Here is a 13,404-nt window from a genome sequence, read left to right on the forward strand (position 1 = left end):
TTGGTCAAGAATAATAATATAGCTTAGCAAGGCTAATTCGATGATCAGGCAAAATAATTAAGGTTGTAAGGATATTTTCTAATTTTTTTGGAACCGTTCTGAATATTCATGTATAGAGTCTTTGCAAACTCTTGACAATAAAATTTCTCAACTATACAATTAACATGTATATTTTACATTTTTTAAAATGAAGAATTTTGAAAAGCCAAGTGCTGTATATTGAAGTCATGTACAATGTACTTGCCGACAGTTCAACTTTATTAAGTAAAAGTTCATAGCAAGGGGAGGTGAAACGATGGAACCTATTCAACTCATCATCTCCAGTTTGCTTGGCCTATTCGTCGGTGCAGTTGTTAGCTATTTTGTTTTTAAGAATATTACTCAAAACAAAATAGCAGGGGCGAGAAATTCTGCTGAACAAATTCTTGAAGATGCAAAACGGGAAGCAGATGCTCTGAAAAAAGAAGCCCTATTGGAAGCAAAGGATGATATTCACAAAACTCGTTCAGATGCCGAGCGTGAAGTTCGAGAACGAAGATCTGAATTACAAAAACAAGAAAATCGATTATTACAAAAAGAAGAAAACCTTGACCGTAAAGATGAATCGTTAGATAAACGTGAAACTCTTTTGGAAAAGAAGGAAGATTCTCTTGACCAAAGACAACAGCATATTGAAGACATGGAAAGCAAAGTGGATGAGATGGTTCGTAAGCAGCAAACAGAGCTTGAGCGTGTATCAGGCCTGACTCGTGATGAAGCAAAAGCCATTATTATTGATCGTATTGAAAATGAGCTGGCACACGATATTGCTCTTATGATTAAAGAAACAGAGAACCGTGCAAAAGAAGAAGCTGACAAAAAAGCAAAAGATATACTCTCACTTGCAATTCAGCGTTGTGCTGCTGATCATGTTGCTGAGACCACCGTTTCAGTAGTCAATCTTCCAAACGATGAGATGAAGGGTCGTATTATTGGTCGAGAAGGCCGGAATATTAGGACACTTGAAACGCTTACAGGAATCGACCTTATTATTGATGATACGCCTGAAGCAGTAATCTTATCTGGATTTGACCCAATAAGACGTGAAACAGCTCGTCTAGCACTAGAGAAGCTTGTACAGGATGGTCGTATCCATCCAGCACGAATTGAAGAAATGGTGGACAAAGCAAGACGTGAAGTGGACGAGCACATCCGAGAGATCGGAGAGCAAACCACATTTGAAGTAGGGGTCCACGGATTGCATCCTGACCTTATTAAGATTCTGGGTCGTTTGAAATTCCGTACAAGCTATGGTCAAAACGTCTTGAAGCATTCTATAGAAGTAGCACACTTATCTGGTTTATTAGCTGCTGAGTTAGGTGAAGACGAAACACTTGCACGTCGAGCAGGACTTCTTCACGATATCGGAAAAGCAATTGACCATGAAGTAGAAGGTAGCCATGTAGAGATTGGTGTAGAATTGGCCACGAAGTATAAAGAACACCCAGTCGTTATCAATAGTATCGCTTCTCATCATGGTGATACTGAACCAACATCCATTATTTCTGTACTAGTCGCTGCTGCAGATGCTTTATCAGCAGCAAGACCAGGTGCCAGAAGTGAGACGCTTGAAAACTATATCAGAAGACTCGAAAAGCTGGAAGAGATATCTGAATCCTATGATGGAGTGGAAAAATCATTTGCGATTCAAGCTGGTCGTGAAGTACGAGTTATGGTAAAACCAGAACAAATTGATGATCTGGGGGCACATCGACTTGCAAGGGATATCCGTAAGCGGATAGAAGAAGAGTTAGATTATCCAGGACATATTAAAGTAACCGTGCTACGTGAAACGAGAGCAGTTGAATATGCAAAATAAACAAAGCGTTTGGGCCATTAAGGTCCAACGCTTTGTTTTTCTTTTAAAGTGTAAGTAAAAGTGATTTAAAATGGATTTTGGTGTCGAGATCTCGATTTATGGTATTTGTCATTATGATTATGTTAAAATAACTAGTTTTTTGTATCGGATGGTCGGCGACGATTTTTCTAAGTGGTTATCCACGTAAAAGTTCAGGAAATGAAATGTGGTACAATAGAAAAGAATAAATGATTAAAGTTTGGTTTTTGGAAAGGAATTAACTATGAAATTGCTTTTTGTTGGAGATGTAGTCGGTTCACCAGGAAGAGATATGGTGAAAGAGTATTTACCGAAAATCAAGGAGAAATATCGACCGCAAATTACCATTATTAATGGGGAAAATGCTGCTGGGGGTCGCGGGATTACCGAGAAGATCTATCGGCAATTCCTTGAATCTGGAGCTCAGGCTGTGACGCTTGGTAATCATGCTTGGGACAACCGTGAAATTTTTGAATTTATTGAATCTGCGAAGAATTTAGTACGTCCTGCAAATTTTCCAGAAGGAACCCCAGGTGCAGGGATAAAATATATCAAGCTAAATCAATTAGAGATTGCAGTGATTAATTTACAAGCAAGAACGTTTATGCCTGCTTTGGATTGCCCATTCGTTAAAGCAGAAGAGCTTGTAGAAGAAGCTAGAAAGCGTACACCGATAATTTTTGTTGATTTTCATGGCGAAGCTACCAGTGAGAAACAGGCGATGGGTTGGTTCCTCGATGGGAAAGTGTCTGCAGTTGTTGGTACTCACACACATGTTCAAACGGCAGATAATCGTATTCTTCCAAAAGGCACAGCTTATTTATCGGATGTTGGAATGACGGGTCCGTACGATGGTATTCTTGGAATGGAGAGAGACGCTGTCATCCATCGTTTCTTAACAAGTCTACCTGTGCGTTTTGAAGTACCAAAAGAAGGAAGAACAATCTTAAGTGCAGTCATCATAGAGATTGATGAAAAAACTGGAAAAGCAAACAAAATAGATCGATTATTAATAAACGATGATCATCCGTTTTTTCATTAATCATTAAAACAGCCTTGCGTAAGCGGGCTGTTTTTCACGTTTTCCTGCATTAACGGACAGTAGCATCTCTATGCTAGGGTTTTATGTAGGGGAATTTGAAGAATTCTAATAGAGAAAACTGTCCGTAAATGCCCGATTGATCGAAGTGTTTGCTACGATCTTAGCGACAGTAGAACGGGACTAACCATTAGTGAAAAGGCTGTCGCTAATAGAAGTTTCACTTTATTTTCCTATCTTGTCATACCTGTATTTATTCATGAATATAGTAGCAGTGGATAGAGTCATACCTTTTGAGCCACATTTCAAACAGGTAAGGGAAAACAAGGAGGGCTAGGAATGGAAATATTAAAGGTTTCAGCAAAATCTAATCCTAATTCTGTAGCAGGCGCCCTAGCCGGGGTTCTAAGAGAAAGAGGATCCGCGGAAATACAAGCTATTGGTGCCGGGGCGTTAAATCAAGCTGTCAAGGCAGTAGCAATCGCAAGAGGATTTGTAGCTCCTAGTGGAATGGACTTGATTTGTATTCCTGCCTTTACAGACATTAAGATTGATGGGGAAGAAAGAACAGCAATAAAACTGATCATAGAACCAAGATGAAAATAAAATTCAGAATTTCCTGTTTGGATAGCCAAGCAGGTTCTTTTTATGGAAGAAATGGCGTCAATATGCCTATTAACTATCTGATCTCCTGTATAAAAAAGAGAAAGGAAAGGAAAGGAATCACAACATGAAAATATTCGATGCTCATTGTGACGTTCTGATGAAAATGTTTAGTGACGCGACTATTTCCTTTCATGATCAAGCCAAGTTAGATATAACATATGAATCATTAAAAGAGAACGGAGGAAAAGTTCAGTGCTTTGCCATATACATACCTGAAAAAGTTCACCCTGATCTACGTTTTATGGCGGCTTTGTCTATGGTCGAGTTGTTTGTTAGTAAAATCGTTTCATTGCCACAAATAAGATGGATCCGTACGAATGAAGACATTCAAAATCTTAAAGTTGATCAAATTGGAGCCGTTTTAACACTTGAAGGATGTGACTGTATCGGTGCAGACATATTGAAACTCAAGACTTTACTAAGGCTTGGAGTTCGTTCAGTGGGACTTACTTGGAATTTCGCGAATATGGTGGCAGATGGTGCTAAGGAGTTAAGAGGAGCGGGTTTAACAAGATTTGGTGAAAATGTGATTCAAGTATTAAATGAGTATAAAATTTGGACGGATGTTTCCCATTTATCAGAGCGGGCGTTCTGGGATGTAATTGAACGGGCACATGATATTATTGCTTCTCACTCGAATGCGTATAAACTTTGTCCGCATCGAAGGAATCTTCGAGATGACCAAATTTCTGCATTGATAAACAAAGGAGCACCGATTGGGATCACATTCGTACCTGAATTTCTAAAAAAAGATAAAAAAGCAACAATTACAGATGTGTTAAAGCATATTGATTATGTCGGTAGCCTTGGGGGACAAAAAAGTCTTGGCTTTGGTTCCGATTTTGATGGAATTGATGATAAAGTTTTAGGCTTAACAAATTATCGTGGATACTATGAATTAATCAATACCCTCACAAAGAACTACTCAGCTGATTTTGTTAAAGATCTATTGTTTAATAATTTTGTAAAGAAGTTTCCTTCTGATTTGCAATTTTGTTAATTAAACATGCTAGTGGGATGCTAAAATTTGAATTTAAAAAGAAGATCACATAAAAACAGACTATAACCTCATAGTCTGTCATAATAAACGGTTTTAAAAACCTGCATTATTAGAAATTGTTACGGCAGCCACAATGATTTTTTCTGCGATGGCAGCAGAAGTTGAATGAAAATAAACAGCAGCAATTTTTTTGATGATGATTGTGATGATGATTGTGATGATGATTGTTATTAGAGGAATCTACGATGTTTTTTGTAGAACACTGGCATTTTTCTTTCTTTTTCTTCTTATCACAAGAACATGGTTTGAAGCATTTAGAGTGATTGGATTGGTTACAAGAACATTTATGACACGGTTTAAAGCAAGTAACCGGGCCAACTTCTTCAAATGACCGGATTCCGCAATTATGCTTTTGACCCATTTGTTTCCCTCCTTTATATGAGTGCTACAGTACAAGATATTGTATGCGTGCTTTGTAGTGTGGGTTTCAGGCATCAGCCCGTTAATAAGATAAATGTGCCAGTACAATTTACTTAGTATCGATAAAGAAATTCAATTCAATAGTTGCTTTTAGCGCAGAAAAGCATTACATCAAGAGTGAATTAATCAGATGAATGAATTTTTATGTAAAATATATGAAATCACATGAATAAAATATGGTCGTTTTACAATCCGTATTAAGTATTATCCTTGTTTTTATGTCGGGAGAGTGTACATGATGAATGGAAAAATGAAAGCGATTGTCAAGCATAAACGGGGGTATGGTGCTGAAATACAAACGGTCGACATTCCAAAGATTCATGATGAAGAGGTACTTATAAAAGTTAAAGCTACATCCATATGTGGTACGGATGTGCATATTTATACATGGGATGAATGGTCAAGGAGAAGGGTGAATCCACCTTATGTGTTTGGCCATGAATTTTCAGGTGAGGTAGTGGAAATTGGTGCCCGTGTTACGAGTGTAAAAGTGGGGGATTTTGTATCTGCAGAAACCCATATTGTATGTGGAGCATGCCTACAATGTTTAACAAGTCAATTTCATATTTGTAAAAATACAAAAATAGTAGGTGTGGATACACAAGGATGCTTTGCGGAATATGTAGCATTGCCACAAGGAAACTTGTGGAGAAATCCAATTGGTATGCACGTAGATATTGCATCCATTCAAGAGCCGTTGGGTAATGCGGTTCATACAGTATTATCTGGGGATGTAGCAGGAAAAACTGTGGCGATTATTGGTTGCGGTCCGATTGGATTGATGGCGATTGCTGTAGCAAAAGCGGTAGGTGCATCAACCGTTCTTGCTATCGATATAAATGATTATCGATTAAAGTTGGCGGAAAAAATGGGTGCGACACATGCCATTCATTCCAAACTCCATGATCCAATAGCTTACGTAGAACAGCTTACCAATGGTAGCGGTGTCGATGTTGTTTGCGAAATGAGTGGACATCCAACAGCTATCAAGCAAGGATTTAAAATGATCACAAATGGTGGCCGTTTATCGATATTAAGTTTACCTTCAGAATCTGTAGAAATTAACATAACCGAGGATATTGTATTTAAAGGCATTACCGTGCAAGGAATCACAGGTAGACTTATGTTTAAAACGTGGCATCAGGTTTCAAGCTTGTTAGCATCAGGTCAAGTTAATATTGGCCCATTGATTACTCATCATTTTCCATTAATAGAATTTGCAAAAGGCTTTGATTTAATGATAAAAGGGCAATGTGGAAAAGTGGTTTTACATCCGTAACCAGATTAATAGATTGTCACCTTATATGTCAGGAGGAATAGAGATGAAGGGTTTTGAATATTTGCAAAAAGAATTAGATACTATGCAAAAGCAAGATGTATTTCGAAGTTTAATTGAATTAGAATCCGAACAAGGATCAAAAGTTATGATTGAAGGAAGAAGCGTGATTCAGCTTTCTTCAAATAACTATCTAGGTTTATCCAATCACCCACGTTTGAAAAAAGCAGCATTGGCTGCAGTTGAGCAATTTGGAGCTGGGACAGGATCTGTCCGTACTATCGCAGGAACATTTACTATGCACAATAAACTTGAAGAAAAACTAGCAAAGTTTAAACATACTGAAACGGCTCTCGTATTTCAATCAGGATTTACAACGAACCAGGGCGTGCTTTCTGCTATTTTAACAGATGAAGATGTTGTTATTTCGGATGAATTGAATCATGCCTCTATCATTGATGGAATCCGATTAACGAAAGCGACGCGTAAAGTATATAAGCATGTTGATATGGAATCGTTAGAGCAGACACTCAAAGAAACGCAAGAGTATCGAAAAAAACTAATTGTCACAGATGGAGTATTTTCGATGGATGGAGATATCGCTCCCCTTCCTGCAATTGTCGAACTGGCGGAGAAATATGATGCGCTGGTTATGGTTGATGATGCGCATGGATCAGGTGTATTAGGGGAGAATGGCCGAGGAACTGTTAACCATTTCGGTCTGGATGGCCGAGTGCATATTCAGGTAGGTACGCTTAGTAAGGCAATTGGGGTACTTGGTGGATATGTTGCAAGCACAAGAACATTAATCGATTATTTAATTCATAAGGGCCGTCCATTTTTATTCAGTACGTCGCACCCACCTGCTGTAACTATGGCTTGTATGGAGGCGGTGGACGTGTTGTTGGAAGAGCCTGAAAGGATTGAAAAGCTTTGGAATAATGCCGAATTTTTAAAGGAAGGCTTGAACACATTAGGGTTCAATACGGGACACAGCAAAACGCCTATAACACCTGTAATAGTTGGCGATGAAGGATTGTCTCATCAATTTTCGGATAAATTGCTTCAATATGGAGTTTTTGCACAAGACATTGCTTTCCCAACCGTAGCAAAAGGAAGGGCCCGAATTCGAACAATTGTAACGGCTCAGCATACGAAGGAAGAATTACAACTAGCGTTGAAAGCTTTTGAAAAAGCTGGAAAAGAGCTTGGGATTATTCAATAAGAGGGGTTTCCTATAAGATAGGGGCAGACTACAACAATTACTACTGCCAGTTTAAAGACGTAAGTAACATGATAGGAGCGGTGAAACCTTTTGGAATATCCTTAATCCGTGGCTGAAATCCGAATAAAAAGGATAAAGGATTGTTGAAATTCCTTTAATAGTTTAAAATGGTATGTTGTAAGTCAAGAATAATAGGATGTATGAATGGTACATGCAAATGGAATTGAAAGAGGGGATATTCTTGAACGAAAAACAACGCCTGGAAACGCAACAAATAACTGCTGAAAAGCCAGCGGACAAAAAATCCGAAAAGGACTACAGCAAATATTTCCAAGCTGTATATGTTCCACCTTCCTTGAAGGAAGCGAAAAAGCGCGGCAAAGAAGAAGTGAAATATGATCAATTTGCCATCCCAGAACAATTAAGTGGAATGGGCGAGGGTCGTAAGTTTTTTATTCGTACTTACGGCTGTCAAATGAATGAACATGATACAGAGGTTATGGCTGGTATTTTTATGGCATTAGGGTATGAAGCAACTGACACAGTTGACGATGCCAATGTAATCTTGCTTAATACATGTGCAATCCGAGAAAATGCTGAGAATAAAGTATTTGGGGAACTCGGACATTTAAAATCATTGAAACTGGAAAAGCCGGATTTATTACTTGGTGTATGTGGCTGTATGTCACAAGAAGAATCAGTTGTAAATCGAATTCTATCGAAGCATGGTTTCGTAGATATGATTTTTGGTACACATAACATCCATCGCTTGCCTCATATTTTACATGATGCCTATATGTCTAAGGAAATGGTCATTGAAGTATGGTCTAAAGAAGGAGATGTGATCGAAAATCTTCCTAAAGTCCGTAAAGGGAAAACCAAGGCTTGGGTTAATATTATGTACGGTTGTGATAAATTCTGTACCTACTGTATTGTTCCGTATACAAGAGGGAAAGAAAGAAGTCGCCGCCCTGAAGAAATTATTCAAGAAGTGCGTCATCTTGCAGCACAGGGCTATAAGGAAGTCACCTTACTTGGGCAAAACGTAAATGCTTATGGGAAAGATTTGGAAGATATCGAATACGGTCTAGGAGACCTTATGGACGAAATACGCAAGATTGATATACCGCGTGTTCGATTCACAACAAGCCATCCGCGAGATTTTGATGATCATTTAATTGAAGTTCTTGCAAAAGGTGGCAATCTACTTGAACATATCCATCTACCCGTCCAATCTGGAAGCAGTGATATTTTGAAAATCATGGCTCGTAAATATACGAGAGAACAGTATTTGGAGCTTGTAAGAAAAATTAAAGCAGCGATTCCAAACGCTACATTAACAACGGATATTATTGTTGGTTTCCCAAATGAAACAGATGAACAATTCGAAGAAACGTTATCATTGTTCCGTGAAGTCGGATTCGATGCGGCGTATACGTTCATTTATTCACCTCGTGAAGGGACTCCAGCTGCGAAAATGAAGGATAATATACCGATGGAAGTCAAAAAAGAGCGTTTGCAACGATTGAATGCACTTGTAAACGAATCGTCTGCTGAAAAAATGAAGACATATGAAGGTCAAATTGTTGAAGTGCTTGTCGAAGGTGAAAGTAAAAATAATCCAGACGTTTTAGCCGGATATACGACGAAAAATAAACTAGTCAACTTCAAAGGACCTAAATCTGCAATTGGCCAAATTGTGAAAGTGAAAGTGATCGAAGCGAAAACATGGTCGTTAAAAGGTGATATGGTTGAAGAAGTGGCAGCGGTCAAAGGGGAATAAAGATGGCGAACTTTACAAAAGATGAAATTCTAGCTAAAGCAGCAGATCTAGCGAAAATGATTGCAGAAACAGATGAAGTTGACTTTTTCAAACGTGCAGAAGCGCAAATTAATGAAAATCAGAAAGTGCGTGAAATGATTGCGAGCATGAAAAGTCTGCAAAAGCAAGCTGTGAATTTCCAAAATTACGGAAAAGAGAAGGCTTATCAACAAACACAAAGCAAACTTACCGCAATTGAAGAAGAATTGGATGATTTACCAATTGTTCAGGAATTCAAGCAGTCACAGGTGGACGTAAACGACTTATTACAAATGGTTGCTTCACAGATTTCTAATCGAGTAACAGATATTATTATTGAAACGACTGAAGGCGATCTATTAAGTGGCGAAACGGGTTCTAAAGTGCGCGCAGGTGGTAATGGTTGTTCATAAATAAGACAGAGAGGATGCCCCAATTAAGGGACATCCTCTTTCTTTTACCTGAAAAAAGCGTGATATCATTACTAATTCTTGCTATCTACCGACTCCAACAAGCTATGACACATATCCCTATGGGGACGCATAGACTAGTGTAGGTTAAAAACTAATTACATCCAGTTTCTAAATCAAAATAACTTGCACACTAGACTTTTTACACGCATAGGATGAATGGAAACTGTATGAGGAGGGTTCGCTAGCATGTCACACTATAGAGAGATTATAACGAAAGCGGTGGTGGCAAAAGGACGAAAATTTACGAAGTCCCAACACACCATTTGCCCGGCTCATCATCCCACAAGCATTCTAGGCTGTTGGATCATCAACCATAAGTACGAAGCAGAGAAAATTGGCAAGAAGGTAGAAATTCGCGGCAGCTACGAGATTAACGTTTGGTATTCGTATAATCATAATACAAAAACCGAAGTCGTCACAGAAAAGGTTACGTATTGTGACTTTATCTCGTTGAAATATCGTGATCCTGATTGCCATGATGATCAAGATGTTATAGCAAAAGCTGTACAACAGCCAAATTGCATTGAAGCCTGCATTTCTCCATGTGGACAAAAAATCATTGTTCATGTGGAACGGGAATTCTTTGTGGAAGTCATTGGAGAGACGAAGGTTTGTGTTGCTGTTAATCCACATGGCTGTGATGATGATGACTGGTATTCAGATTTAGACGATGATTTCGAAGATCTAGATCCAGATTTTCTAGACGAATTTGAAGATGAATAAATCCAAGGATTAAACTTTAGCACCTGCAATCAGACCGGATGTGCAATCGTTCATCCGGTTCCATTATGGAAAAATGTTGCTATTTTTTATTGTAAATAAAATGATTTGAAATTTTTGCTTGACGCTTTTCCAAAAGAGTATACGTGAAACCAGCAGGGGCCGTATGTTATAATGAATCCAAACAAAGATCTTAGCAGGAAAGGTTTTGAAACAATGGCAGCGAATACGCCGATGATGCAACAATATTTAAAAATTAAGGCAGAGTATCAAGATGCCTTTTTATTTTTTCGTTTAGGCGATTTTTATGAAATGTTTTTTGAAGATGCCGTACATGCTTCACAAGAACTCGAAATTACGTTGACAAGCCGTGGTGGTAGTGAAGACCGTATTCCAATGTGCGGAATCCCTTATCACTCTGCAGCTTCTTATATAGATGTTTTAATAGAGCGAGGATATAAAGTCGCAATTTGTGAGCAAACTGAAGACCCTAAGCAAGCAAAAGGAGTCGTTCGTCGCGAAGTAGTCCAATTAATAACGCCAGGTACGAAAATGGATGGTAAAGGGATGGATGAGAAAGAAAATAATTACATTGCCTCTATCACTGATTTTTTCGATGGGACATTCGGATTTGTCTATGCTGACTTAACAACTGGGGAAAGTAAGGTTACTATTACGAATGGTTCTTTTGATAGCGTGTTTAATGAATTAGCGATCGTTGGGGCGAAGGAGGTCGTGTTAGAAGCTAATTTCCAAGAAGCTCGGCAAAAGCAGCTGAAGGATCGAGGTGTTTCTGCACTTTCTTACGAAGATCAAATCGATGTAAACGATCAGTTTTCAAACTTATTAACAAATCTAGAGGATCAAAAGAGTAAAAAGACGGCATCAAGACTGATGCATTATTTATTTCGGACTCAGAAAAGAAGCCTAGATCATCTGCAAATTGTGCAGTCCTATGAAACGGATCATTATATGAAGTTGGATTATTATTCTAAAAAAAATTTAGAACTCACCGAAACGATTCGTGGTAAAGGCAAGAAAGGTTCCCTTTTATGGCTACTCGATGAAACAAAAACAGCGATGGGTGGAAGGATGCTCAAGCAATGGATTGATCGCCCTTTAATTGACAGGGCCCAAATCGGTCATAGAAGCAATCTTGTTGAAACACTTATTCGTCATTATTTTGAAAGGCAAGACCTTCGCGAGCGTTTAAAAGAAGTATATGATCTGGAAAGATTAGCTGGTCGGGTCGCGTTTGGCAATGTCAATGCAAGGGATTTAATTCAGTTAAAGCGTTCGCTGAAACAGCTCCCGAATATACGTGACATTATTGCTAGTATTGAAAATGAAGATATGGCTTTGCTATCTGAAGCAATTGATCCTTGCGAAGAGCTGACCGATTTATTGGAAACATCACTCATTGATAATCCACCACTTTCGATAAAAGAAGGGAATTTCATTCAAGACGGGTTTCACGCGGAATTGGATACATACCGTGATGCTAGTCGGAATGGGAAGACATGGATTGCTACGCTTGAACGAGAAGAGCGAGAAAAAACCGGGATTAAATCGTTGAAAATCGGCTATAATCGAGTGTTTGGTTACTATATTGAAGTAACGCGAGCAAATCTTCAGAATCTGGATGATTCCCGTTATGAACGGAAACAAACCTTATCGAATGCAGAGCGGTTTATCACTCCTGAATTAAAAGAAAAAGAAGCATTGATTCTTCAGGCTGAAGAAAACAGCATACGGCTTGAATATGATCTGTTTATCGGGATTCGTGAGCGTGTTAAAGAATTTATCCCACGTTTGCAAGCTCTGGCTAAACAAGTCAGTGAGCTAGATGTGCTACAATGCTTTGCGACGATAAGTGAAGAACGGCATTATGTAAAACCTGCGTTTTCAGATGATAGAAAGATTGTATTGCAGAATGGTCGACATCCAGTCGTTGAGAAAGTATTGCAATCACAGGAATATGTCCCTAACGACTGCTATATGGACACTGAAAGAGAAGTTTTGCTTATTACAGGTCCGAATATGTCGGGGAAAAGTACGTATATGCGTCAGATTGCCTTAACGTCTATTATGGCGCAAATCGGTTGTTATGTTCCGGCAGACGAAGCGATATTACCGATATTCGATAAAGTGTTTACCCGGATTGGGGCTGCAGATGATTTAATTTCTGGGCAAAGTACTTTTATGGTTGAAATGTTAGAAGCAAGGAATGCCATTACGAATGCGACTGCAGATAGTTTAATATTATTTGATGAAATAGGCCGCGGTACAAGCACATATGACGGTATGGCACTTGCTCAAGCGATCATTGAATATATTCATGGAGAAATAGGAGCGAAGACGCTCTTTTCGACTCACTATCATGAACTGACCGTTTTAGATGAAGAACTACCAAAATTGAAAAATGTTCATGTAAGTGCTGTTGAGCAAAATGGCCATGTTGTATTTCTTCATAAAATAAAAGAAGGTCCTGCAGATAAAAGTTACGGAATCCATGTAGCAAAGCTTGCTCAATTGCCAGAGGCGTTGATCAACCGTGCAAACGTCATTCTTTCACAGCTTGAACAAGGAAATACATTAGCTGTCCCACAAGCAGCCAGCTCTGAGATTGTTTACGAAGCAAATAATCAACCTAAACAAGAATCAGCAAATGAAGCTCAATTATCATTTTTTGAACAGGCGTTGCCTTCAGAGGAGAAGGTCTCTTCTTCAAAAGAAATTAAAGTACTTGAGGATCTAAAAAAAGTAGAAATATTGGACATGACACCACTTGATGCACTAAATATGCTTTATAAACTGCAAAAAAAACTAAAATAAATGTGAGGTGATA

Annotated in this window: 10 protein-coding genes; all 10 read left to right on the top strand. The window is 38.6% G+C overall.

Features of this window, described 5'->3' with window-relative positions; all coding sequences use genetic code 11:
* Window positions 1-295 precede the first annotated feature (295 nt).
* The 10 genes from rny to mutS all read left to right on the top strand — a co-directional run bounded on the left by rny (window position 296) and on the right by mutS (window position 13,391).
* Complete coding sequence (gene rny / locus JNUCC23_RS08715; RefSeq protein ID WP_062180971.1) at window positions 296-1,858, top strand: ribonuclease Y; 1,563 nt, start codon at window positions 296-298, stop codon at window positions 1,856-1,858.
* A 262-nt stretch (window positions 1,859-2,120) separates the two neighbouring features.
* Entirely contained in the window at window positions 2,121-2,918 is a 798-nt protein-coding gene (locus JNUCC23_RS08720) for a TIGR00282 family metallophosphoesterase (protein ID WP_403073421.1), read from the top strand.
* A gap of 336 nt (window positions 2,919-3,254) precedes the next feature.
* Window positions 3,255-3,515 (top strand): stage V sporulation protein SpoVS, encoded by a 261-nt coding sequence (spoVS, locus tag JNUCC23_RS08725; protein WP_028392768.1) that lies wholly within the window; start codon window positions 3,255-3,257, stop codon window positions 3,513-3,515.
* Window positions 3,516-3,645: 130 nt separating this feature from the next.
* Window positions 3,646-4,581 (top strand): dipeptidase, encoded by a 936-nt coding sequence (locus JNUCC23_RS08730; protein ID WP_403073426.1) that lies wholly within the window; start codon window positions 3,646-3,648, stop codon window positions 4,579-4,581.
* A gap of 718 nt (window positions 4,582-5,299) precedes the next feature.
* Window positions 5,300-6,340: an L-threonine 3-dehydrogenase gene (gene tdh / locus JNUCC23_RS08735; RefSeq protein WP_454216011.1), complete on the top strand. Its 1,041-nt coding sequence runs from the start codon at window positions 5,300-5,302 to the stop codon at window positions 6,338-6,340.
* Between the two features lie 43 nt (window positions 6,341-6,383).
* Window positions 6,384-7,562, top strand: a complete 1,179-nt coding sequence (locus tag JNUCC23_RS08740; protein WP_454215256.1) for a glycine C-acetyltransferase — start codon at window positions 6,384-6,386, stop codon at window positions 7,560-7,562.
* Between the two features lie 241 nt (window positions 7,563-7,803).
* Complete coding sequence (gene miaB, locus JNUCC23_RS08745; protein ID WP_403073430.1) at window positions 7,804-9,345, top strand: tRNA (N6-isopentenyl adenosine(37)-C2)-methylthiotransferase MiaB; 1,542 nt, start codon at window positions 7,804-7,806, stop codon at window positions 9,343-9,345.
* Window positions 9,346-9,347: 2 nt separating this feature from the next.
* Window positions 9,348-9,776: a RicAFT regulatory complex protein RicA family protein gene (locus tag JNUCC23_RS08750; RefSeq protein ID WP_062180960.1), complete on the top strand. Its 429-nt coding sequence runs from the start codon at window positions 9,348-9,350 to the stop codon at window positions 9,774-9,776.
* A gap of 246 nt (window positions 9,777-10,022) precedes the next feature.
* Entirely contained in the window at window positions 10,023-10,559 is a 537-nt protein-coding gene (locus JNUCC23_RS08755) for an outer spore coat protein CotE (RefSeq protein WP_062180956.1), read from the top strand.
* 213 nt (window positions 10,560-10,772) lie between these two features.
* Window positions 10,773-13,391, top strand: coding sequence for a DNA mismatch repair protein MutS (gene mutS, locus JNUCC23_RS08760; protein ID WP_403074019.1), 2,619 nt, complete (start codon window positions 10,773-10,775; stop codon window positions 13,389-13,391).
* Window positions 13,392-13,404: the final 13 nt, after the last annotated feature.

It is taken from the genome of Peribacillus sp. JNUCC 23 (genome assembly GCF_053653995.1).